The sequence below is a fragment of the Rheinheimera sp. SA_1 genome, from assembly GCF_001669775.1.
Taxonomy (GTDB): Bacteria; Pseudomonadota; Gammaproteobacteria; order Enterobacterales; family Alteromonadaceae; genus Pararheinheimera.
The window spans coordinates 131,795-156,492 of sequence record NZ_LXWK01000020.1 but is presented as its reverse complement, the minus strand read 5'-3'; the positions used below and the strand labels follow the sequence as shown (position 1 = coordinate 156,492).

The 24,698-nt window shown below is 52.7% G+C and carries 20 protein-coding genes; 8 read left to right on the top strand and 12 right to left on the bottom strand.

Annotation, left to right across the window (positions count from 1 at the left end):
* Positions 1 to 57: 57 nt before the first annotated feature.
* Positions 58 to 942, top strand: coding sequence for an ABC transporter ATP-binding protein (locus A5320_RS20445; protein WP_068069699.1), 885 nt, complete (start codon positions 58 to 60; stop codon positions 940 to 942).
* The gene (locus tag A5320_RS20440; protein WP_068069634.1) at positions 936 to 4,367 is read left to right on the top strand and encodes a M1 family aminopeptidase; all 3,432 of its coding nucleotides are present in this window, start codon (positions 936 to 938) and stop codon (positions 4,365 to 4,367) included. The genes A5320_RS20445 and A5320_RS20440 overlap by 7 nt, the downstream gene beginning before the upstream one ends.
* A gap of 32 nt (positions 4,368 to 4,399) precedes the next feature.
* Here the strand turns inward: A5320_RS20440 and A5320_RS20435 are convergent, their stop codons facing one another.
* The 4 genes from A5320_RS20435 to A5320_RS20420 are packed head-to-tail and all read right to left on the bottom strand — an operon-like array spanning position 4,400 to position 11,769.
* On the bottom strand, positions 4,400 to 6,688 hold the full coding sequence (locus tag A5320_RS20435; RefSeq protein WP_068069632.1) for a CHASE2 domain-containing protein: 2,289 nt from the start codon (positions 6,686 to 6,688) through the stop codon (positions 4,400 to 4,402).
* Positions 6,689 to 6,727: 39 nt separating this feature from the next.
* Positions 6,728 to 9,301: an Ig-like domain-containing protein gene (locus A5320_RS20430; RefSeq protein WP_068069630.1), complete on the bottom strand. Its 2,574-nt coding sequence runs from the start codon at positions 9,299 to 9,301 to the stop codon at positions 6,728 to 6,730.
* A 10-nt stretch (positions 9,302 to 9,311) separates the two neighbouring features.
* Positions 9,312 to 10,466 (bottom strand): FecR family protein, encoded by a 1,155-nt coding sequence (locus A5320_RS20425; RefSeq protein WP_068069628.1) that lies wholly within the window; start codon positions 10,464 to 10,466, stop codon positions 9,312 to 9,314.
* On the bottom strand, positions 10,456 to 11,769 hold the full coding sequence (locus A5320_RS20420; protein WP_068069625.1) for a tetratricopeptide repeat protein: 1,314 nt from the start codon (positions 11,767 to 11,769) through the stop codon (positions 10,456 to 10,458). Before A5320_RS20420 ends, A5320_RS20425 begins: the two co-directional genes overlap by 11 nt.
* Positions 11,770 to 11,944: 175 nt before the next feature.
* Here A5320_RS20420 and A5320_RS20415 point away from each other — a divergent pair, with 175 nt between their 5' ends.
* The gene (locus A5320_RS20415; RefSeq protein ID WP_068069623.1) at positions 11,945 to 12,550 is read left to right on the top strand and encodes a hypothetical protein; all 606 of its coding nucleotides are present in this window, start codon (positions 11,945 to 11,947) and stop codon (positions 12,548 to 12,550) included.
* Positions 12,551 to 12,639: 89 nt separating this feature from the next.
* Here the strand turns inward: A5320_RS20415 and A5320_RS20410 are convergent, their stop codons facing one another.
* The gene (locus A5320_RS20410) at positions 12,640 to 13,218 is read right to left on the bottom strand and encodes a DUF6942 family protein (RefSeq protein WP_068069622.1); all 579 of its coding nucleotides are present in this window, start codon (positions 13,216 to 13,218) and stop codon (positions 12,640 to 12,642) included.
* Between the two features lie 79 nt (positions 13,219 to 13,297).
* On the opposite strand from A5320_RS20410, the gene A5320_RS20405 reads away from it, so the two are divergent.
* Both A5320_RS20405 and A5320_RS20400 read left to right on the top strand, forming a co-directional pair.
* Positions 13,298 to 14,035, top strand: coding sequence for a TMEM175 family protein (locus tag A5320_RS20405; RefSeq protein ID WP_068069620.1), 738 nt, complete (start codon positions 13,298 to 13,300; stop codon positions 14,033 to 14,035).
* Between the two features lie 189 nt (positions 14,036 to 14,224).
* Complete coding sequence (locus A5320_RS20400) at positions 14,225 to 14,788, top strand: M23 family metallopeptidase (protein WP_068069614.1); 564 nt, start codon at positions 14,225 to 14,227, stop codon at positions 14,786 to 14,788.
* Positions 14,789 to 14,863: 75 nt separating this feature from the next.
* On the opposite strand, the gene A5320_RS20395 is transcribed toward A5320_RS20400, so the two are convergent.
* From A5320_RS20395 to A5320_RS20365, 7 genes are all read right to left on the bottom strand, one after another.
* Positions 14,864 to 16,462, bottom strand: coding sequence for an amidohydrolase family protein (locus A5320_RS20395; RefSeq protein ID WP_068069612.1), 1,599 nt, complete (start codon positions 16,460 to 16,462; stop codon positions 14,864 to 14,866).
* Between the two features lie 76 nt (positions 16,463 to 16,538).
* Complete coding sequence (locus tag A5320_RS20390; RefSeq protein WP_068069611.1) at positions 16,539 to 17,918, bottom strand: sensor histidine kinase; 1,380 nt, start codon at positions 17,916 to 17,918, stop codon at positions 16,539 to 16,541.
* A complete protein-coding gene (locus A5320_RS20385; RefSeq protein WP_197490228.1) occupies positions 17,911 to 18,594 on the bottom strand; it encodes a response regulator transcription factor in 684 nt (227 codons plus the stop codon). The genes A5320_RS20390 and A5320_RS20385 overlap by 8 nt, the downstream gene beginning before the upstream one ends.
* Positions 18,595 to 18,756: 162 nt before the next feature.
* Complete coding sequence (locus tag A5320_RS20380; protein WP_068069607.1) at positions 18,757 to 19,167, bottom strand: hypothetical protein; 411 nt, start codon at positions 19,165 to 19,167, stop codon at positions 18,757 to 18,759.
* Positions 19,168 to 19,283: 116 nt separating this feature from the next.
* Positions 19,284 to 19,889 carry a nucleoside deaminase gene (locus A5320_RS20375; protein WP_068069697.1) on the bottom strand — a complete coding sequence of 202 codons (606 nt, stop codon included), beginning with the start codon at positions 19,887 to 19,889 and terminating at the stop codon, positions 19,284 to 19,286.
* Between the two features lie 44 nt (positions 19,890 to 19,933).
* Positions 19,934 to 20,593 carry a helix-turn-helix transcriptional regulator gene (locus tag A5320_RS20370; RefSeq protein ID WP_068069605.1) on the bottom strand — a complete coding sequence of 220 codons (660 nt, stop codon included), beginning with the start codon at positions 20,591 to 20,593 and terminating at the stop codon, positions 19,934 to 19,936.
* A complete protein-coding gene (locus tag A5320_RS20365; RefSeq protein ID WP_082971942.1) occupies positions 20,583 to 21,953 on the bottom strand; it encodes an MFS transporter in 1,371 nt (456 codons plus the stop codon). The genes A5320_RS20370 and A5320_RS20365 overlap by 11 nt, the downstream gene beginning before the upstream one ends.
* Positions 21,954 to 22,163: 210 nt before the next feature.
* On the opposite strand from A5320_RS20365, the gene A5320_RS20360 reads away from it, so the two are divergent.
* From A5320_RS20360 to A5320_RS20350, 3 genes are all read left to right on the top strand, one after another.
* Positions 22,164 to 22,538, top strand: a complete 375-nt coding sequence (locus tag A5320_RS20360; RefSeq protein WP_068069693.1) for a cupin domain-containing protein — start codon at positions 22,164 to 22,166, stop codon at positions 22,536 to 22,538.
* Between the two features lie 28 nt (positions 22,539 to 22,566).
* The gene (locus A5320_RS20355; protein WP_068069604.1) at positions 22,567 to 22,785 is read left to right on the top strand and encodes a DUF6500 family protein; all 219 of its coding nucleotides are present in this window, start codon (positions 22,567 to 22,569) and stop codon (positions 22,783 to 22,785) included.
* Between the two features lie 272 nt (positions 22,786 to 23,057).
* Complete coding sequence (locus A5320_RS20350) at positions 23,058 to 24,050, top strand: alpha/beta fold hydrolase (protein ID WP_068069602.1); 993 nt, start codon at positions 23,058 to 23,060, stop codon at positions 24,048 to 24,050.
* Positions 24,051 to 24,698 lie beyond the last annotated feature (648 nt).

The following is a 24,698-nucleotide window of genomic DNA, read 5'->3' as shown; positions in this document are numbered from 1 at the left end:
CAGCTTAAGTTGGTGGATATTGCTGAAATCACCAACATGCCAAAGGCTAGGACACCCATGCTGCATATCAACCAACTGCAAAAAACTTATCCAGACGGTACCGCCGCGCTGCGCGGGCTAGATTTACACGCCAGCTGTGGCATTTTTGGGCTGCTGGGCCCCAACGGTGCCGGAAAATCAAGTCTGATGCGCACCATCGCCACGTTGCAGCAACCGGACAGTGGCCAAATCAGCTTTAACGGCGTGGATGTGTTGCAGGAACCGCAACAACTTCGCCGCCAACTCGGGTATTTACCGCAGGAGTTTGGCGTGTATCCGCATTTGTCGTGCCGGGCGCTGCTGGAACATATCGCGGTGCTGAAAGGCCTGACCGATCGGCAAAGTCGGCGGCAACAGATTGATGAATTGCTGGTACAAACTAATTTGACCAAAGTTGCCAATAAAGCAGTGGCGAATTTTTCCGGCGGCATGCGCCAGCGGTTTGGCATTGCGCAGGCGTTGCTTGGCGATCCGAAGTTATTGATCCTGGATGAACCCAGTGCTGGCCTTGATCCGCTGGAACGGCAGCAACTGCATAATTTATTAGCGCAAATCAGCCGCGACCGACTGGTATTGCTGTCGAGCCATATTGTCGATGATATCGAGCAGCTGTGTCGGCAAGTGGCGATTATGCTGCATGGCCAGATTGTGTTGCAGGGCGATACCACGGCGTTAATTGCGCCTTTGCACGGCCAGATCTGGAGCTACAGTGGCGAACCTGGCCGCTTGCCTGCACAAACCCAGCTGCTGCAACACAGCTATTTACGCGGCGTGCCACAGTTACGACTTTATGCAGCAGCGTGTCCGGGGGAAGGCTTTAGCCCAGCGTCAGCATCACTGCAAGATTGTTATTTTCTGACACTGGCGGCGGCTTCCGCGCCACAGGAGCAGATCGCATGTTGAGCAGCTCTCTAAAAAACATCTCGGTAGATAGCGATGCATTCAACAACCAGGCGGTCGGCAAACCCAAGCTACTGCCGTTACTGCTCAACGAATGGCGATTTTATCGGGTACAGCCTTTGCTGTGGCTGGCCTTGCTGCTCGCTTTGGCATTTGCTGCGTTGACCACCCTTGGCAACGATGTGCAAACTGCGCAACCCCACAAAGAGTTGCTGTTCACCCACACTAAACTACTGATGATTCTGCAAGTGCTATTGATTGGCGTGCTGGCGCCGCTGGCATTTTTACGCGACCGGCAACATGGCATGACAGAACTGACCGGCGTCACCCCACTGACCGATTGGCATTGGTGCTGCAGCCGGGCCGGCGGTTTACTGGTGTTGGTGCTGGGCGTGCAAATTTTATTGCAGTTTCTGGCCATCGCCGGTGTTTGGTTCGGCATCAATCAGCAAGCGACAGCGGTCACCTTAGCGAGTTTATGCTGGATTTCGTTGCAGTTGTTTTTGCTGCAACAGCTGCCAGCATTGCTGCTGTTGGTCGCGCTGCAACTGTGGTGTAGCCGCAAGACACCCCATCCGGCGTTGTTGTATTTGCTGACGGCGGTGTGCTGGCTTGGTTATGTGTTGCTGGCTGCCGCGACCGGTTCGCCGGTGATGGCGAAAAGTCAGCCGGTATCACACTGGTTGTCGCAGTTGATGCTGTATCTGGACCCTTATGCCCTGACGCCCTGGTTGGTGCAACTGCAAAGCAGTGCGTCAATCAACCCAGACGCCACCGTGCTACTGAACCGGTTGCTGATTGTCGGCATCAGCGCCCTGCTGTTTTGGCGGGCATGGGCGACGAGGCCCTCACTATCGAAGCTTCGATCCGGGAAGTTTCAATTCAGGACAGCCACCGATTCAGCACCAGCAATTCAGGACAGCCATCTATTCAGCAGCCTTCCTTTCAACGGATCATATTCAGGACAGCCACAAACTACTGACTTCAGAACAGTCACCCCAACAAGCGCCAATTGGCAGAGTTTTGTCAGTTTACTACGCCTGCAATGGCTGCAGTTATTGCGTCAGCGCAGTACTGTGTTGGCGTTGCTATTGCTGACCGGACTGGTGTTCAGTGAGGTATTTACCGGTTTGGGTTATGCCGAAGCGCTGAGTCGTCTACAGCCGGACAGCCGCGATGCGCTGAACCGGATTAACTGGGACGTCCTGCCAAGATTTGGTTTATTGCTGCTGGCATTTTGGGCCAGTCAGCTCAGCTGGCTCAACCGGCAACTGCGCTTTGACAGCCTGATCGCCGCGACGCCGGTATCGGGTGTAATACAACTGTGCAGTCAGTTGGCGGTGTTGTGGTCATTAACCTTGTTTATGGTCGTGCTGAGTTTCAGCGCCGTCGCATTGGCGCAATTGCTGGCGCAAATTCCCATCCAGTTCGCTGAATATCTGCAGCAAGCCCAACTTACCTTAATTCCTTTATTGCTGTGGGCTATGTTGCTACTGGCCTGTCATGCGTTACTTCGTTTGCCGCTGCTGGCGAATTTAATGGTGGCTGTCCTGCTTTTGTTAGGTCTGTCGCCGCTGCCGGAGATGCTGGAGTTACAACATCCGCTGTGGCGGGTAGGCCAGACAATGCTGGAAATGCCGGATGCACTGTGGGGTTATCAGGGATCGGTTGGTGGTGCTTTTGCCAGTCATAGTGCAACCGGCAATTTCAACAACGGTGGTTTCTGGCCCTTTCTGACCTTCTGGGGGTTATTGGCGCTCACTCTTTGGCTATTGGCGTTGCAAGGTTATCATCGTGGTACCGGCTATAGTCATCTCAAACTGCGATTGAGTCAGCCAACCATTTTAGCGTCACTGGTATTGGCCCTGTTATGGCTGACCCAAGGCTTGCATATCCATCAGCAATTACAGCAGGCCGGTGCGCTGGAAACAGCACAGCAACGTCAGGCCCAGCGCGCCGCTTATGAACGGCAGTACCAACAGTGGCAACACCAACCACAACCGGTGGTCAGCAAAGTGCAGTTGCAGGTCGAGCTGTTTCCAGCAGAACAACAAGCCAGCATTGCAGCAACGCTGACGCTGACCAATCCGCATCCCACGCCCATCACCCAGCTGTTGGTCACGCTGCCCGGCGATATTGCTGATCAGCAAGCACTGCAGAGCATTGATCTCGATGGTGCGCAGTTAGTCTCGCACCAAATCACGCAACCAATACCGCAAAAAACCGAGCATCAACAGCGCATTTATCAGTTCGACCAACCGCTGGCATCAGGCGCGACCACGCAGCTAATTGTGAATTTGCAGTTAGCTCAGCACGCAATAGCCCCGGCGCCGATGCACCAGGTGTTGCGGTCGGAATTTAGTTATTTGAGGTTATTACACCTGTTGCCACAGGTAGGATTTATGCCAGAACTGCGGCTACGTGACGCCAAAACCCGGGCAGAGTTTGGCTTAGCGCCGTTGCCACAAACAGAAACTCAGCCCTCAATACTGGCCGCCACTGCGACTCCCGCCAGCGCACGCTACGACTGGGCGCAACTGGAAACCATTATGTCGGTGCCGCAGGGTTATCAAGGTATTGCCGCCGGAAAATTAATCCGGCAGTGGCAGCAGCAAAACCGGCAGTATTTTCATTATCAAACCACAGACGCTGTACGCAATTTACCTGCTGTCATTGCCGTGCCATGGCAGCCACAGCAAAGCACCCAGGATGGCGTGACGCTGGAAATTTACAGTCCTGCATACAATGCCGCCACTGAGCTCAACATGCAGGCGATGCAACAAACACTGCACTGGTTCAGCACTCATGTTGGCGCTTACCCTGGCGATGCGCTGCGCTTGGTGATGATGCCCGACGTCGGCCCAACAGGTTATGCATTGCCGCAACTGGTGCTGATTAATCATCGGGTTGGCGCGCGGGCAGTTGCCGCACCGGATGCCGGTTTTAGTCAGGTCTACCGGCGTGCCGTGCATGAGGTGGCGCATCAGTGGTTTGGTCATGGCATTGGCAACGGCGTACCGGGTGATGGCGCCTTTTTGGTGGAATCTTTGGCGAAATACGCCGAACTGGTATTGATCGAGCAGCATTTTGGGATTGATGCGATGCAGTCGCTGGTCGATTTTGAGCAGCAACGTTACAGCCGCGCGCTGGCCGGAAGCAGATCAGAACAAAAAAGTCTGGTCGATGCCGACGAGTCTTATGATCAATATTCCCGCGCCACCCTGGTCTTTGCAAAATTGCGAGCAACTGTTGGCGATGCAGTGATTACGGCGGCGCTACGTCAGCTGTGGCAACAACACCGCTATCCGGGCACGCCAGCCAGTGCCATGGATTTTGTGCGTGCTTTACAGGCACATAGCCCGCAAAGTGCACAGCCGTTGATCCACAGCTTATTACTGACTAAGGACAGCAGCTTGTTAGTTGATTAATCCATTGTTATAACAATAAAAAAACACCGGATTCATTTGCTGGTATGAGAATAACTGCCATCCCAATCCGCGCCCGGCTCATGTTGCAAAAAGGCATCGATCCGCTGCAGATAAAGCGCTATCAGCCCGGTAAGGTTGGGCTGCCCTGGCACTGCTGGACTGAACTGCAAAGCCTGTTGCAACCCCAGCAACTGCTCGCGGGCCTGGCTAAATTCCTGCTGAAAATACGACGCAAGCGCTTGTTCAAATGTCTGACAATGGCTTAACAACGGCTCTTTGATGTCTGAATCGAGCGGCAGATAAATCCGGATGGGGATCTGCTTCCCCTTCACCCGAACCTTGTCCACCAGCAGATATGCCAGCTCACTGGCACCGGCTTTGGTATCTTCACTGACCAGTAGCGGCACACCATAAAACTTTGTCAGCCCCTCCAACCTGGAGCCGAGATTCACCGCATCGCCAATCACGGTATAACTGCGCCGAAAGTCGGAGCCCATATCTCCTACATTCATCTCACCGGTATGAATACCAATGCCGATGCGGGCGACCGGTTTCCCGGCAGCATGAAACTGATGATTTAACTGTTCTAAGGCGTGCAGCATGGCAAAAGCCGCCCGGATCGATTTGCTGGCATGCGCCGGCTCCGCCAAAGGTGCGCCCCAAAACGCCATCACCATATCGCCGACATATTTATCAATGGTGCCATCGTGCGCCTGAATGGCCTGCGTCATCACTGAAAAATACTGGTTCAGCCACAGCTTCAGCTCCTGCGCCGACATTTGCTCGGAAATCGCGGTAAAACTGCGGATATCACAAAACAGCACCGATAATTGCTTTTTTTCACCGGCCAGACTGACCGAGCCCGGATCATCCAGCAGCCGCTGAATATGCGCCGGTGGCAGATATTGATCAAACACCGCATTGATCCGTTTACGCCGCCGCGTCTCCCGAACAAAGCCGTAACTGATAAAGTAAACCGACAATAACACCACCAGTAACAGCAGGTTTAGCAAAGGCAGATCAAGCACCTGCACCCGCCATAACCAAAGATTCACCCCCACCGCCAGCAGCATCACCAACAAGGCGGCAGCAACGCTGGATAAAGGACCAAGCCTTGGAAACAACCACAGGCAGAACATCGCCAATATCAGCATCTGCAGCAACATGGCTCCCGTCCACCAATCCGGCCGGTAAGGCAAACTCTGGGGTGACATCAGGCCGTCAAACACTGTGGCGTGGATTTCCACCCCTGGAAACGTCAGCGACGTCGGTGTTGCCTGCAAATCGGCCAGCCCCGTCGCCGAAGTCCCCACAAACACCACCGCCTGATCAAAACGCTGGTCATCGATGCGATCGCCCAATACATCGGCAGCCGAGCTGTAAGGATAATGCCGGGCACCACCCCGAAACGGGATCAGAATACGACCTTGCTGATCGGTGCGAATTAAGCTGTTCCCGATCTGCACGCCGTGCAAATAAGCGTGGCCAGCCTGCTGCAACCAAGCGGGCTGCACCTGTTCGACCAGGCTATAAACCCGGAATGCTTCCAGCGCCAACGACGGATAAAGCTGTGTGTCCAGTTCATGCAACAGCGCGACCCTTCGGATAAACCCATCGGCATCCGCTTCGGCATTGATAAAACCCTGGCCACTGGCGGCACTTGCCAATGTGGTGATCGGAGCCGCGAAGCCACTAAAAGGTTCAAAAGGAGTGGTGCCGGCAGGGCGCTGCTGCCAGACGTTTTGTTGGCCGGTTGGGATGATTTGCCCGGACGGATTTTGGCTCATATACCGGCTCAGCTGACCGGTGCGCAGCCTGCCATGACGATGCAGCACATTTGCCAGCACCACTTCGACCGACTGCATGGCAGCGGCGAACCGCAAATCCGGATCCAAACCTGCGGCATAGCTCAGCAGGCTCTGGCGCTGTGCTTCTGACAACACCGACTGCTGTGGCCAGTTTTGCAGCGCCGTCAGTGCTGCATTGGGCTGGGGTTCAGAGAACAACACATCATAAACCACCAGCACCGCACCAGCTTCGGCCAGCCTGGTCGTCAGACGCTCAAACTGACTGCGATCCCAGGGCATCCGGCCAATTTCATGCAGACTGGCTTCATCAATATCCACAATCTGAATATTGCTGACACTGCGTGGCCAGGGTGGCAGATATTGCACCTTGGCGTCATACAACAAACCTTCCAATCGCAGTAGACTGCGCTCCAAACCCGCTGGCGGCAACCATTGTAATGTCAGCACTAAGGCCAATAACAACAACGGTATACTTTGGCGTGCCAGCCATTTTCTCAAACTGGATCGGGTCATTGTTGTTGCCCGGAGTCAGTGCCGCCGTCAGCCTCACCGCTATAACACATTGATCACCACTGTATTCTGACTGGAACCACCAAAAGCCCCCGTCACCTGATACGTAAAGCTGTCTCCACCGCTAAAACCGACGTTTGGTGTATAGCTGAAACTACCATCAGGTCGCAGTAGTAGCGTGCCATTGGCCGGGCCCGTGACCAATGTCGCCTTCAGCGTGGGTACAACCCCCTGATTGGCAAACCCAAGTTCATAAACCGCGCCGCTGGTTGAGACCAACCATAACAATTCGCCATCCGCACTCACCGCCAGACCACTGACGGTAGTGACGCCTGGCGGGAATGGTAGCAACCGCAGCAGCTTGCCACTGACATCAAACTCCGCCATGGCGGACTGAATACTACTGACCAACAGGATGTTGCCATTATGCGGATTGATATGCAGATCGCCGAAACTGACGCCGAAGGAAACCTCAGGCGTTAAGACGTTAAAACTGCTCAGCACCTGTCCGGTGATCGGATCAATTTGCGCCACCAGATTACCCTGACTGCCGGCAGGGACGTTATCCTGAATAAGCCAGATGCTATTCGTTACCGGATTATAAGCCCCACCCACCACATGACTGGCACCAAAAGCAGTATCCAGTTGGCTGAGCAAGGTGCCGGTTTTAGCGTCAACCGCATAAATTTCGGTCACGCCAGACTCGCCGTTAAAGATCAACAAAGTACCCTGCGGGATTTGGACATCCTTTAACCGAAAGGCAGCTGCAGCAATATCGAGATCGACATCATTAGCGCCGCCGCCTTGCATACCAATCGTTCCTATATTCATACCGAGGCGAGTAAGGTTATGGATCACCGCACCAAACGCCGGGTATAAATACAGCGCTTGCTGATACTCATTCGCCGCTGCGCCGACCAGCCCCCCTAAACCTGGATTAAAGGTGGTTCTGATTTCCAGTTGATTACCTTGCAACAATCCTTTGCCTTCCAGATCATTACCCAGCACACCAGGCGCAGCCACATTCAGCGGGGTATTCATCGTTGCCGGATAAAGATCGTTGTTCGCCACCGCCGGGAAAGGCCCGGGATTATTCAGTGCCGAACCCGGGATGGTGAATGACAATAAATTGAGTGTAGCCATAATCTTTGCGCCCGCGACACGCCCAACCTGGCCGATACTACAAGGTAAAAAGGCATCCAGCCCGCTACAGGTTGCGCCAGGACCGATAAATGCGCCAAAATTCAACGAATCGATAAAAGGTACCGCGGGAAACAAACCACTGAATTTGCCACCGCTATCCGGGAACAAACTAAGTTCAAACCGGGCCGGATTGGCGCCAACAAATTGCAGGCTGTTGCTATTTGGCGCGATGGATCTGGCCAAAACCGGTGAATCAGTCAGGCCGGGATAGGTCATCACAAAACTGAAATTACCTTGTTGCCCCGGTTCATGACCACTCAGGGCAGATTCCTGATAACGACCCGCCATAGTGCAGCGGGTATCGACCAGCTGTACACAGTCGCCGATGCGGTACAGGCCAGTCCCGACCTCACTGCCCAGCGGACTTTCGCCCAGTCCGATATACAAAAAAGCGCCGCTCATGCTCAGAGATTCACCGGCAATATTGGCAATAAAAGGGTTCACTTCAATGCTGACCGTGCCCTGTGCTGTTCCACCTTTGCCATCACTGATCTGGTAGACAAAACTGTCGCTGCCGCTGAAATCGGTGGCCGGGGTGTAAGTGAAAGCGCCATCAGCCTGCAACAACAGCGTACCAGATATAGGTGCGGTCACGGGGGGCGTGGCCACCGTCAAACTGTCACCATCCGGATCACTGTCGTTGATCAACAACCCCTGATCAACGGTCACTAGCAGCGGCTGATTGGTGGTGGCGGTGTAACTGTCATTGAGCGCCACCGGCGGTTCATTTGCTGCCAGCCCTGAGGGGATCAGCGTCTCTGCTGCCACCGCAGATTCGCCACTGCCGCGGACGCCAGCTACCAATAAATAATAGGACTTGGCCGGATCCAGACTGCTGAAGCTTTCAGCCGGAGTGCGCACCGCCAGCTTGGCCTGCCCGTCCGGCAATTGCCGGTAGGTCAGCCGATTCACCCCCGGAGCACTCGCAAGATAAAGGTTGTAACGCAGAATCGCCGGATTGGCGCTCCAGCTGACATTAATGCCAGTCCCATCGGCGCTGCGTACAATCGTCAAATTACTGCGACCTGCCGGTTGCCAGGTCACAGCAGTGGTCGCCACTGCTGAGCTGAGACCGCTACTGTCGGTGACCCAGAGTTGCAGGTTTAAGGTTCCGGGGCTGACACCATAGAGCGCTGGGTCGATATTGGTTCGGGTCGTATTGAAACTATTCCCCTGACATTGCTGTGCGGACTGACACAGCTCCAGCGCACGGGCATTCGGACCAAAACTAACATGCACCCTGGCGATGCCGTCGGCGTCTTGCGCCTGCACCGACAGCAACAGATTGCCGGAAGCGACCGAACCAGCTTTGGGCTGGACAAAGCGCCCGCTACTGTCGGCAGCCAGCGCAGATGCCGACAGCAACAAACCACAGCTCAACAAAAAAACTGTCACAATACGGATGGTAAGCATGGCGCACTCCTCAGGGCTGTTCAGTCAGCACAAAACCACCATCAAGCCGCACTGACGGTTGATCCAGTTCAGCCAAACTCAGATTGCCAAGAATCGCTGTGGCATCATTGATAAAGACACCGCTGATACTGCCATCTGCCACCTGATTGCCGTGACTGGCGAAATTGATAAACAGCTCCAGCGATTGTTCGCCAAATACTCCGTTAAAAGTCGCAAACCATTCGCCGCCGGCATCGATAAATGACAGCTGCCCGGACGGCACCCAGGCACTGTCAAAATCTATTTCCATCGACATACTCAAATTCGACAGTGAACCTGCAGTACTGCTGAAACTGTGTTGGCTGAGCTGGTCAAAACTGGCGATGCCACTCCGTGTGATAGTGTCCATCCCCCAACCGGCCGTCAGATAGCTGTTGTCATAAAAATCAACACCACTGGCATCCTTTGCCAGCGCCGGGCTTTTTACCAACAGGTCCAGGCCGCCATCGGACACAGCTGCCGTCAGTTGCTGGCCGCTAAATTCCGTTTGATCCGCTAAGGTCCCGGGTTGTCCGGCAGCAAAAATCGTTGGCGCCCGCAGCAGCAACTCAACTTCGCCATTTGCCCGTACTATGGCAAAACGAAATGGTTGCTCTGGTCCAAGCGAAAAACTCTGATCAGCGCCAGGTACCGTCACCCGAATATCAATAATGCCATCCCAGCCAGCCAGATACAGATCACCTTGCTGCAGCACGGCTTCATAATGGGTGCCGCGCACACCAATAGTCGCCACCGGCGTGTTCAGTTGATAGTCCTTGGCAGATTGCGGCAAAGTACCGGTGATGGTGCGTAGCCCACCTTTAAGCAAATCCATCGACACCGAATCCGCAGCGCCGCCCTGACCCGATGGGTAATTTCGGATCGCCAGCTCAGAATCGGCATGCATCGACAACAGCCCGCCATCCTTCATGCGTAGCTGGCTGCTGCTCTCTGGCCCGGTACTGACCAGATCCACACCAAATACCGGCGACTGGCGTTTAAGTGCCCGGCTTTGTTGTTCAGCACTGGCTTGCACTGAGCCTCTGGCCATGATGGTTTTACCCGCTGCTTCTTCAGCCAGCAGCGGCAACTGCCACAGCAATACGCTAAGCGCAATAATGCAGCATGGGCTGGATCTAGAATACATAACGGACTCCTACCCAGCCACGTGTCCGCTGGTATTGGTAAATGGTGATATTACTGTTATTGCGCAGATGGCTGACTGACGCCAAGGCGCGCCATTGCGGACTGAAGCTGTAACTCAGTTCCAGCTCAGCGCGGTAGTAGCTGTCATCCCGCACCAACCGGAACAGCGGGTGCAGCTCGTCATAGGCGCCGCTCAGATAATCCAGCGTTACACTGCTGGTCCAGCGCTCGTTCAACAGCAACTGCCAGCGATAACCCAGTCCGTAATAATCACGGCTGTTAAAATCGGTGCGGGTCTGATCACTATCATCCATCCCCCAGCGCAGCTGAAACTTATGCTCAGCACGGCCAGTCCGCGTTGACAACCACCCCTCCGCCAGCAGTTGCTTTTTATCCTGAGCCGACAACTCAGTATAAGATTGGCGGGCGTAGGTCAGATCGAGACCCACCGCAGATTTTTCCCAAATCGGGTAACTCACGGTAGTTTTCAGCCCCTGATAATCAAGGTAGCTGCTGCCATCCAGCTGGATGGGTCGGTAAAACAATTCGCCCGCCAGTTGATAACCACGCCAGCGGGTCTGATACCCGGCGACAGCACTGGCGTAAGTACGGGAAAACACCACGTCTTCGCTGTATTCGCTGTGCAGCGCACCGGCCGAAAGATAAAAGGCCGAATGTTGATCCTGCGGCAGGGTAAAGTTCAGCTGCGCCTGCATTTCATAAAAACTGCTGTCACGCTCCTGACTCTGCTCGAATAAACGCACCTGCCCCAATAACGGAATGAAGAAAAAATCCTCGTCAACCCCACTGTTCGGATTACTGTCACTGCCGGCACCCAGCTGCAACCAGTTCTGCCAGTAACCTTGTTCCGGGTTGCTGAGCTTTTCAATTCGTTGCAGATAAGTTTGTACCAGCATGGCCGCACGATCCGGCAAAGCGGCCTTTTCCAGTTGTTTCAGCTCGCGTTCGGCAGCGGGTAAATTGCCAAGATCAAAATAGCTGACGGCCAGCGCCAGCCGAATGTCCGAAGATTGAGGTTGCGACGACAAGGCCCGCTCCAGCGCGAACACCGCCTGATGAACATGGCCGGAGGATCTGGCTGCCAGCCCAAACAGGTAATCAAAACGGGGATCACCTTCCTGTTCGGGCTGTAGCTGTTGCGCTAGCTGCCAGGCCGCCGGATGTTCCTGTTGCCTGATCAATGCTTCCAGTTTATTCAGCGAGGCGGATGAACTGGCCAGCGCCAGTGAAGAGAAAAAGGTCAACCAACAAAGCGCCCAAGAGCGGAAATGCATACATTTCATCGTCATCTTCTTATTGAGACAACCGGAGGTGTGGTTCAAGTCTAGACACTAAGTTTCGGGTAAGTAAAAAACCAACTGAAATTTTAGGAATTAACATCGCGAAGCCTTGTCGCCGGGTAAATTTACTGTTAATTTTCGGGACATAAATTAATGTGTAATCAAGGAAGAAACACAAATGTTATTGATGCAAAAACCACAATCTGCCTACCGTTTGATGTTCACGCCTGCAACCATTCTACTCCTGTTCCTCTGCTGCTTACTTGGCAGTTGTGCCAGCATCCCGCTGTCGACGATGGCTAAACTCAGTGGTTTTGGCCCTGAAAACCTGACCCAGCTGCAAGCCGATGAAATTCGCATCCGGTTACAGCTGCCAACACAAGCAGAACTGGATCCAAAAAGAACACAGCTGCAGCTATACATTTCGTCAGCAGAACGCCAATACGACGAGAAATTTGCAGTGCGGATGATCTCCAAAACCGCAGGCCAAATGGATGATGGTTGGTTCAGCCCGCCGGTGCCGGTGCAAAGTTATGTTTTTGTGCTGAGTGACAGCGGCAAACAAAAATTTCGCGAGTTGCAACAACACCTTGCGACTGCCGCCAAACCAGAACAAACCATTTTCACCGCCAGTAGTGTGCTGACGAACTTGTCGCCGGAATTTAATACAGTCCGGATGTGGGTTGATTTACAACTCTCTGACAAAGAAGGTTTTTTCCCTTTAATTGATGATGCTGAGATGGAGTTTAATCTGACTGAAAACACCACAGCGAACAGCGAATAAAAACCGACGCTATTAAAGCCATTGTGCGGTGGACTATCTTCGGTAAATCCACCGCACATCGGGTGAGGTATGCCCGCCATTTTTTAACATCAACCGGTAGACCCAACCGGACTGCTGCCAACCAAAAACCGTTCAATTTCGCTCACCTGCTCCGCCAATAACTGCAATAGCTTTGCACTGACCGAAATTTTTTCATTATTCAGCTGACGGTAGTCAAAAAACGGCGTGACTAATAATTTTCGGGTAGGGTCGACCGCAAATTCTGACGACAGCCAATGTAAATCAGCTTCGAGCCCCTGCGTGATCAAATGCTTGGCAAGGGTGCGGCCGGCAATAAGGTGTAAAACATCCTCTTTATCAAACTGTGGCGCACTAAAACACAGTGCCGTGCCTGAACCGGCTTGCAGTAGTTGTAGATCACGAAACTGCTGCCAGCTCGACGCCGAAGGGGCAAAGTCAAAATGCGTTGGTGGCAGCGCGAATAATAACTTGGCGTAGACGTTAAAAATCTTGCGCCAGCCATTGCCACAATGACGGTAAATCTGGTCAATATCACCGGCTTGCAGCGGCTGCATGCCAGAAAGCTGCTGGTAAGCCTCCATCGCTGGCGGCGCAGCCAGATAGACCCGAAAACGGGCATTTACATCACCAAAACCAGTGCCTGACATGGCTTTACTCCTGCAATATTGTACTTTATCTTGATAATCAAGAATTTAACAGATGCTGACCGGCCGGAAGGAATTAAGGATGACAGACCATCAACCTATTGATCATACTCAGAAATTTCGTCTGCGCGGTCAACAGACCACCCGCATTGAAACGCTGACCGATGCTGCTTTTGCCTTTGCTTTTACCCTACTGGTGATAGGTCAAGGCAAATTACCGGCCAATTATGCCGAGTTGGTGCTGGCGCTGCAGCACATTCCGGCTTTTGTCGCCAGTTTTGCCCTGCTCGGGACTTTTTGGTATGGCCACCACCAATGGAGCCGCCGGACAGGGCTGGACGATGGCTTCACTGTTTTTCTAAGTTTTGTGCTGGTGCTGACCATTTTGGTCTACGTCTATCCGTTAAAAGCGGTGTTTTCCAGTATGTTTCATTGGTTTTCCGGCGGCGTGTTACCGGCCGGTATTCAGCTGCAAAGCATCAACGAACTGTCTGGGCTGTTTATGGTGTATGGCGTTGGTTTTGCACTGATGTGCCTGTGTCTGATTTTTCTGCAGTGGCATGCACTACGCAGTACCTTCGAATTACCGCTGAATCTGCTGGAACAAACCATATTACGTACAGAAATGCAGGCTTGGGCATTGTTGGGGACTGTCGGATTGATTTCGACTCTGGTTGCCGCACTCGCGCCTGGCAAATGGGTGGTGCTGGCCGGTTTTGTCTATGGTTCACTCAGTGTGTTGATGCCGCTGTTTGGCCATTTTGCCAGAGCCAAACATCGTCGGGTGGCAGCGCTACTCGCCGCACCGGATGCCGCATAGCTAGCGGCACCTTGACCAGAAATAGCAAAGGCCGCCGCTGATCAGCCCTGATTGATGTGGACAAGGAGATGGCTTTTTCGCCAGTCGCGCCCGCAGCTCTTGAAGGCAGCGTTGGAACCAGCGACACTGCTGCAACTATGCTCAACAGAGAGCACCGTGCCACAGCACAAAATATCCCCGGAGACCCGAATGAAATACCCCGTTTTTGTGCCAGCTCACTGGTGGTTGTTGGTGCCAGTGTTATTGTTGGCCGCTTGCAGCAGTGCCCCAACCGTCACCCAAAAACCTGTAGTAAGCGCTGAACCGCAATTTCGCAGCGCGCCACCACCACCGCCATTTGTCCATCCGGTGCCGGGCTCCCGCGTCAGTTCAATGTTTGCCAAATACATTGTGAAAAGCCGCAACCGCAAACATCACGGCGTCGATTTTGCCGCGCCACAAGGCACGCCGGTGTATGCCGCCAGTTCCGGTGTAGTGCTGAACGCCGACATGGGCAGCTTAAGTGATGCTTTTGGCAAAGTGGTGCTGATTGAACATGGCGACAAGCTACAAAGCTTGTCGGCGCATTTATCGCGGATTGACGTACAGATTGGCGATTTTGTGCAGGCTGGCCAGCAAATTGGTTTGGTCGGCAAAACTGGTCGCGCTACCGGCCCGCATCTGCATTTTGAATTATGGCGCAATGGTTATCCGCAAGATCCGCTGCGGTATCTACCGGATGGCAGTGCAGCTACCCAACGCACCAGCCCGTAATTTGTTAATTACGGGGTCAGAGTCAATTGTTAACAGGTTTCTGTTAACAATTGACTCTGACCCCACATTAACAATTTAGTCAGCAAATTGTTGGCGGAACATAGCACTGCGAAGCGCGCCGGATATCAGCTGCAGATTAATCCGCAGACTAGCGGCTTGTTCTTCCGCAAATTGCTGTAATTGATTTAACCTGTCTTGATCGTACCATTGGCCGGCAATCACCAGCCCTTGTATCTGGCGCAGCGCCTGAATATCGGTCAGTGGATTGGCCGCCAATAACACTAAATCAGCATCATAACCTACCGCTATCTGGCCACTGTGATCGGTCGTGCCGTTGTAGCGAGCTGCATTGAGCGTTGCGGTTTGCAAAGCTTGTAACGGCGTTAAACCCGCTTGCACATAAAGCGCTAACTCGTCATGTAAACCACTGCCGGTAAACACAAAAGAGTCGGGCGCATCGGTGCCGGCGATGATGTTCACACCGAGTTTATGCGCTTGCTGTACATGCTGCAGCGCCAATGCAAAAGCTTGTTGCTGTGGATGTTGCGCATTACCTTGCTCATCAACAACACGACCGCGTTCGACCATACCATCAGCGTCGGCCTGCCATAGTTTTTGCAGCAGCCACGGCACGGTATTTAGTCTGGGATCAGCGCGAAACTCCGGCAACATTGCTTTAGCACCGAGCTGTAACGTCAATAAAGTCGGGCTCCACCAGCTATCGGATGCCGCCAGCAACTGCATTTTCTGTTGGCACAGCTGCGCATCCTGCGAATTCAGAATCTGCTGCCACACAGCGCTGGTGATCAATCCTTCACGCATTGGCTGCGCTTTATAAGGGCCGATTGCTGCAGCACATTCAAACAAAAATAACCGGCCATGCTCCAGACTTTTCATGCCACCTTCAAGCGCATTTGCGAGCGGCACCAGCCAGGGTTGATGACCGGCCAGGGTGATACCTGCTGGCTTTGCCGCTGCGCTTAACCAGTGAAACTGTTGCAGGCTCAACAGCTCATACAGTTTCAGTTGATCAACGCCAAGCTGTTGATAATGAACCACCAATGCTTTGGCATCAGCTGCGCTTTGCAGTTTCAGGTAAGCCGGCATACCAGCGGGTACTTCAGCGCCGCCATTCAGCGCAAAACTGCTTTGGATTGGATAGCGCGGACTACTGCGTAAACCTTGTTGTAATTGCTGTTGCCAGCGTTTTCTATCTTCCGTACAAGCAACAAAACTGTCGCTGGCCGCCATGCAACCCGACATATCGCGCACCGAGGTCACGCCAGCCGCCAGCCATAGCGGATGCTGCACTTGCGGCGCCAGTTGCATGCTATGGGTGTGCATATCCTGCAGACCGGGGATTAAATACTGGTTGTTGCCGTTGATTTGATGCCACTTACCAGCAGCCGGTTCTGCTGCAAAATCGTTGGCAGTGGCAGCAATTCGCTGAATTTTGCCCTGCTCAATCCACACTGATTGTCCCGGCTGAATGTCGCCGGTGACTACATTCACCAGCTGAACATTGTGAATAAGTAACGGTTGATTACTCAGCGTAGGTAACGGCGGTTGCGGCAACGCGCATCCCAGCAACAGCCCAAGCCAGAGCAGCAATAACAATGACGACCACAGCAACAAAGGGTTAAAAGTAACGGTCTTTAATCTGGTAAGTTTCATCAACAGGTCTCTGCATAAATACACGACTGAGCGCCAGCCCACACCACAGCATAGGCAGCTTCCTGTGAAACTTATGTCAAAGCGGCCAGCTTAAACGCACTTCCAATCGAGTTTTGTCATCATTGATTGCAATCGCCAGCCCGATGCCACTGTGCTGACAAAGCCGTTGCACGATGCCAAGCCCCACACCATAACCGCTGGAATGACGACCCTTGGCAAACAATGCCGCTGGTTCCTGCGGTAAATCGGCTGCCACCACCGGGTTGCTGATCAATAATCCTTGCTCATCGGCTGCAATCAACACCACACCCGGCAAACTATGGCTGCAGGCATTTTGTAGTAAATTCGCCAGAATCATTTGCAGCAACACAGCCGATACTTTATGTACCGCTAATGGCTTCGTTGTTTCCGACAACTGCAAGTCCAGAGTTAAGCACTGATGCTGCAACAGATCGCTGTGTTGGATGATCAGTTGTTCCAACAGGGGCAGCAGCGGCACTGCTAATGGCTGTTTTGCAGGATCGATGTTATCCGGTAACGATTGTTCGCGTGACAACGTCAGCAAGGTATTGATTAGCTGAGTCATTTGTAGGCAAGCGGCGGTAATTTGCTGCAGTTTTTGCTGTGCGGCCGTCGGCAAATCGGGCTGCAGCAACAGCAACTCCGCGCTGCTTTGGATCAGGCTTAGCGGTGTGCGTAGCTCATGACTGGCATCCCGACTAAAGGCACGTTCACGATCGACAAACTGCTGCAATCTGGCAAAAGCTTGCTCTAAGGTGCGGGCTAGCAAACCAATTTCGTTGTCGCGAAACTGCGCCGAAAAACCCTGCGGCAGCGATTGCCTGTGCTGGGATTGCGAATGCTGTGATAGCGTGTGCTGGGATTGTTGCACCAGCTGGACTAGCTCCAGTAACGGCCGGGTAGCGCGCCGACTCAGCCACAGCCCAATAACCGCTGCGCCTGCCAACATCAACAATGTGGTAAAGCCGTAAAACAACAACATTTCGGTGCGAATCGGCCGCACCACCAATTGCTGGCTGACCTCCATCACCAGCCACACCGGCTGCGGGTGTGCCGGGTGGTCAAATGTCAGCAAATGATAATGCCTGCCCGCATCGCCGGGAATTTCGCGGGCTCTGGTATTTTGCTGAAATTTTTCGACTATATCCTTTGGAAAATCAGTAGGTTTGAAGTAAAGCTGCATCAGCGGTGACACCGGCGTCACTGTCGTGGAATGTTGCAGTTGGCGCTGTTGCTCTTGTTTAAGCTGATGGTAAAAAAACTGGTCTTCGACAGTGTAGACAAACACCAGATTGACCAGGCTAAACAACAAAGCACAGCACAAGGCCAACAGCACAAAAGCGCGCACAATCCGCTGCGACAGACTGATGGCTGAACTGGATTTTGTGCTGATCAGAGTGATATTCGCAGCTGGTATTGGAGTTGGCTCAGCCATCGTTTTCTCCGGTCATCAATTTAAAACCGACACCATGCACTGTTTGTAACATGTTAAAAACAAAAGGTTTATCCAGTTGTTGGCGCAGCAGGTAAATATGCGCCCGCAGCGCGTCGGAATCAGGTGGATTGTCGCCCCATAATTTACTGGTGAGTTCAGAGCGGCTGAGCACCGCTGGATAAGCTTCGGCCAATAACTGCAAAATTTTCATGCCGATAGGATGTAATTCCAGCAGTTGCCCGGCACGACTAACCAACTGGCGCTGACGGTCGAATGTCAGCTCGCCGATGGCTAGCACATGATCGGTCGCCAACAAATGCCGCCGCGACAATGCCTGCACCCGCACCGCCAGTTCAGCCAGTGCAAAGGGTTTGGTCAGGTAGTCGTCGGCACCACAGCCAAAACCGAGCAGTTTGTCATCCAGGCTATCGCGCGCAGTCAGCATCAGCACCGGAATATAACGGCTGGCGCGCTCACGCAGCTGCTGGCACAGCTGCAAACCATCCAGGCCAGGAAGGGATAAATCGAGAATAAGCAGATCATAATTGTGTGTCAGCGCCAATTGCAGGCCACGAATGCCGTTGTCGGCATAATCCAGCGCATGGCCTTGTGCCGTCAGGTAGTCCATCACATTGGCCGCCAGCGCAGTTTGATCTTCAATCAGCAGAATATGCAAAACGTGATTTGTCCTTGTGCATGAAGTCTGGTCAGACACTAGCATAAGGCAAGGTATGTCAAAAGCAGGTGAAATGTGTAGGGGAAAATAATCAGGGGGTCAGAGTCAATTGTTAACAGAGTTCTGTTAACAATTGACTCTGACCCCACAATTAACAAACCATTAAGCGGCTGGTTTTACCATTTTGATCTTGCTGACCGTGTCGCCCTTGAAGCTTAATTTGATCGCTTCCGGCACTTGTGGATATTGTTTTAAGGCTTCAGTCAACATTGGATAAGTTTGTTGCAGCTTTGACAGATCATAGCTCCATACTTCGGCGCCTTCTTCGGTCAGGGTTTGGCTGGCCTGGCCCAGTTTTTTCGTGACATAAGCCTTGTCGGTTTTACCGGCGACCAGACCTAAAGCTGAATTCACGGCGCTGTCATAAGCGGCTTCTTTGGCGCCATCAGCAGTTTGTTTCACGCTGTCGGTGACACTGCCTTTGACTGAATCGGTGGCGGCTTTTAACCAGTCAGCCTGCACTGCAGTGCTTGCCAATACCAAAGATGCGATTACAGCGAATTTAAATTTCATGAGGTTTTCCTTTCCTTTGCTCATCAATTGACCGCCTGCCGGGGCTCATCCCCACTCAGGCGGCGCGCATGATAAAGCAAATTCGGGAACAGCGAAACCGTGATGATGCAGCAACGTTAAGCTGGGGTGTCACTACCGTTATAGATCCTGCCACCAGAACTGGCGTAATAATCCAACACCGCTTTGGCTTCAGGTTGCATAAAACCGCGCACCACTTCAATGCCGGCATTCTGCAGATACTGGTAAGACTCAGCAAACACCGGGCCTTCGTCAAAACCAATAGCCCGCGCATCAGCTGCCACACCGGCACAAACCAGCCGGTTGACGCCACTCCACAGCACTGCACCAAGGCACATGGCGCATGGCTCGCACGAGGTAAACAATTCACGACCGCTGCCTGAGGCCAGACTAAAATGGCCCAGCGCCTGCTCGGCCTGCATAATGGCGACGGTTTCGCCATGCAAGGTGGAATTGCTTAATGGCACCACCCGATTGACCCCAACACCCAACAACAGGTTAGTGGTGCGGTCAAAAATCGCCGTGCCGAAAGGTCCGCCGGTGCCGCGTAACACGTTCTGTTTCGACAGCTCAATCGCCAGTGCCATTTTGGCGTTATCGTCGGGATAAGGCTGATCCCACTGTACTAAAGCTTCCACCCAATCCGGTAAAGTAATGGTGACCGGCTGGCCAGGGGCTTGTCTAAACAAAGAATATTTCGCCATCAATAACACTCCGGTTTGCAAAAAATAAACAACGACCCATGCCATCAATCGGCTTGGATGGGCGAAAACAGATATGCACAACGGCTACCGTCGCTGAGCAAATGTTCAGTCCGCTCCACTGTCGCTAACCCTTCGACACAGGCACGAAACAAAGTGAGCTCGGAGCGGCAGAAATTCTGACACAAGGTAGCAGCTGCACAGATTGGGCAATGATGCTCCACCAATACCCAACTACCGTCCAGTAAGCTGTTCTCAAGTAAATAGGCTTCGGCCAAATACCCTTCTTGCCGGCGAATTTCCGCCAACTGCTGCACTTTCGCTGCCAGATCGCCGAAATTACTTAATTTCTGCAGATAGTGCAACTGCTGCTGTTGCTCCCGCTGCACTATTAACTGCTCCAATCCTGTGGCGCCAAACAACTGCCGCACCCCGTCAATTAACTGCAGACTGACGTCAGCATGACGATCGGGGAAATATTGATGACCGGCTTTGGTTAAACGCCAATATTGTTGTGGCCGACCGCGACTGCTGCCTGTTGCAGCTTCCGGGTGGTCAGTGCCCGCCACCACCAGCCCTTGTTCGGCTAAATTCAGCAAATGTTTGCGCGCCCCCATCATGGTCAGTTGCAACAAGTCCGCCAGTTGCTGGCTGGTTTGCTGGCCTTTGGTTTTCAGCAGTTGCAGAATTTTTTCGTTATTGGCCACAGGGAACCCCTTCGGTGTTTTTGCCTGAGCTATGAAGATCACGGCGCCGCTCTTGCCAGATAAACCAACCGGCCAGCCAGATCCACAAAGCGCCGACGATCAAAGTCCAGCCCGAACCCCATAATGCAATCACACTACCGCCAAGCGCAATGATGATATTGCCGGCGCACATCAGCAGCGTCAGCAAACCCATCAGCCGCCCCTGACCCAAAGCCGCATATTTGTTGGCACAATAAACATTAAACCAGGTACTCATCATGCCAATCGGCACACCGCACAGCACCAATACCGCCCAGGCTGGCCATTGGCTCAGTTGTGGTAGTAGCAACACCAGAAATCCCAGTAGTGCTATCGCCAACAAACTGCCTTGTAACGCCGAAACTTTGTGACTCCAGAACGACATTGGCCCGGCGCTAACAGTCACCATCAGCAGGCATAACGCCGCCGTGATCAGACCAATGTCAGTGCTGTTAAATTGCTCAGCCTCGACCAGCCATAAGGGGTAAAACTCGTAAAACGCATTGAGCCCGATGGTGTAACTCAATTGGATCAGCACCACCCATTTCAGCAGCGGCTCACGCAGCAATTGCAGTGAATTATTGGCCGCCAGGTTTTGCCACAGCGATAGCCGGTTTGGCTGTAATTGGGTAGCTGGCAGTAAAAAATACACCAACACCAGACAGGGTAACATTGCCGCAGCCGCCACCCAGAAGGGTACATCGGTGCCATACACCACGGTAAAACCACCGATTAACGGCCCGACCAACCAACCACCATGCAAGGCACTATTGACCCAGGCGATGGCTTTATTGCGCTGAATTTGCGGATGTAAATCGGCCGCAATCGCGCGCGCTATGCTGATGGCTCCTTCACAAATACCGGTCAGAAAACGCGCCAGCACAAACCACAAATATTGCTCCGCTGCAATCGCCAGCGCCGATAACGCATAACCGACCAGTGCCAGCAGCAACGACCCCAACAACACCGGCCGCCGGCCATAAATATCCGACATCGCCCCCAGCACCGCACTACCAATTAAAATTCCCAGCGGACTCGCCGCCAAAGCAATGCCAAACAACAAGGTCGGATCCAGCCCCAACCAATGATTAAAAGACGTCAGCTCAGACGACGCAAAAATCGGCGCCAGAATAGGGTAAGGCAACGCCAATCCCGCCACCGAAAATAACGCGATGAGGCAGATAGTGAGGAGTACTAACTGCGGGTGTTGGTATTGAGGTTGCGTTGATAGTTGGATGTGTTCGGGCTGCTGCTCGTGGGATAGCTGCGCAGCAGGCTCCGGGTAAGAAGCATTAACCATTTCAGTAGGAGCTAACTCAGTTTCAACTGTAGAATTCGACATGTGCAACTCTTTATGTAGGGTGGCATTTTTGCTGAGTATAAAAGGGCAACGCAATTAAATATACTTTTTTGTTTATTTAATTGAAAGAGTCTCAACAGACGACAGTCCCGTTAAATGCAACGTCACACCATCACACTGGCTAAAAGGGCACGGCGAATGCTACAACTGTGCAATAAATCCGGCCGCAAACAGCTACAGGAAAAATTTCCCATGAACGACGTAGTCTCACCAGCGATTATCGCTGCAAGTTTAACTGAATACTGGTCGCCAAAAGTTGTAGCTGAACTTGATGATTCTTATGTCAAGGTCGCCAAAGTGCTGGGCACACTGGTTTGGCATCATCATGAATTTGAGGATGAACTGTTTTATATCCTCAAAGGTTCGCTGACCATCGAAATGGAGAAGCGCACTGTGGTGCTGCAACAAGGTGATAGTTTTGTGGTGCCCAAGGGCGTGCGGCACAACCCGATCGCCGCGGAGGAATGTCATATCATGCTGATTGAACGTAAAAGCACTTTGCATACCGGTGATAAACAAACGGAAAAGACCCGCAGCCTGGCGGAGCAATTGACGCCAGTAAAATAACTTGATTCGAACAATGTGGATATACCCAATGCGACATACCCTGCGTGAAAAAATAATTGCGGTCTGCGACAAAAAAATCCAGGCCAAAGGCGAGTCAGTGGGCCTGTCGTTCTATGCGTTTTTTGCCAATAAAAACGACAACCCGGAACTACTGATGGAAGCAGCAACATGGTGGATCAAAACCCATCAGTTGGACCATTTTGAAAAGGCTAGCAAGATTAAAAGTATGATTGAAGCAGGGCTTTAAACATGGCCGCTGTTTTGGTTTAGTGTCTTATGGCTTAACGGCGGACGACCTCCGGTGAGTCCGCCCTACTTTTTAAAATAAAATCACCTGTTTGCGTAGGGCGCTACTCACCGCGTGAGCGGCAGTACGCCGGAGGCGCTGTATTAAACATCAACCACATCCCTGCTCGAATATGACTAATGTCATCAGCCAAAGGTGACAACCGTTACCTGTGCCATCAAGCCCTGCCACGTACTCTGACCTTATTGCAACAACCAATAAGGAATACCCAAATGCAACAGTTCAAAACCACCGTACGCACACTAACACTGGCTTTAGGCTTCACCGGCACTCTGCTGAGCTTACCGGTCATGGCGCAAACTTCCGTAGCTGAATCCACCGCGGTGCAACAAACAGCAGAGCAACAACAAACCTGCGCCTGTTTTGCGGTGAAGGTTGTTGGCAAAGGCCCGGCGGTGATTTTAATTCCGGGTTTAGCCTCGTCTGGCGATGTCTGGCAAACAACAGTCGAAGCGCTGAAAAATGACTATCAACTGCATATTCTAACGCTGGCAGGTTTTGCCGGTACCGCGCCGCTGCCAGCTGAACAGTGGACAGCAGGTTATCTGCAAGTGCAGCAGCAGGCGATTCTGCGTTATATCAGCGAACAACAGCTGGAAAAACCGGTGGTGATTGGCCATTCGCTGGGTGGGTATCTGGCGCTGGCACTGGCATCGAGCGCATCAGATAAAATTGGCTCCGCGATCAATGTCGATGGCTTACCGGCCTTAGGTGCACTCTTTGCACAAAACAGCGCTGCCACAGCAAGTACTGATACCGCAAGCGCTAACACAAAAAGCACTACGGCCAAGGATAACAAAACACCGCAACAACCAACGGGCGGTTTTGATCCGATGCTGATGGCCAAAGGCATGACCAATAACCAAGCCTGGCAACAACGTATCGTCACCGATATGGCGCGCTCTGACGGCATGACCAGCGGCCGGGTGATGGGTGAACTCATGCGGGCTGACTTACGGCCGCAACTAACCAACATCAAAGTGCCGGTGCTGACTTTAGGCGCGCTGCAAAATGGAGCTCCTTACGCCACACCAGCGCAGGTGCAAAGCAATTACCAAACGCAGTTGGCAAATGCCCCAACGCAGTATCACAACTTTGCCTTTGCTGCGGATTCGAAGCATTTCATTATGGCGGATGCGCCGGACTGGCTAAATCAGCAAATCCGGCAATTTCTGCAGAAAAACGCCGCCGTTGCGATACATTAACAAGATATAACACTGAGCTGCACCGCCAAGGAATCATCCGGTGCAGCCCTTACCGCAACAATACCTTACTGGATATCGCGCCTTAAACTTCCCTCGCATCTTTACTGCGTTGGCATTGCCATGCAGCCCAAACAGACTCATTAAGTTCTGATGATGGCTGTTTAATTTAGCCAATTCAGCAAATACATATAACTAAATCGAATAACAAACCAATCAAAATTCACTTTGGTTTATTAGGAATTCTCAGTAGAATGCCACCGACGTCTGGACGGCTAAATGGATGTTATTTTACACAACAACATCACACTGTGTTAGCGCCACCAGACCTAATACCCAAAATCATTGAAAATGCGGGTAGGCGGCAACTGAGCGAATCCCCAGGAGCATAGTAGTCCTATGTGACTGGGGTGAGTGAAGGCGGCCAACAACCCCGCATCTTCAAGGATGACGGGTATTAATGCTCACCGGACCTCCGGAAGCCTGCTGCAGTTATTATAGGATTCCGTATATGAATATTTTTACCAAGGCACCATTTCAACGCCTATTCCAACACGTCAGCAACCGACTGACGGCCGATTGTTTTCAGCCACGAATGTGTCGCTACCGCCAGTCAGCGGTCGCCGGCATGCGTTGTTGCTGCTGATCCTG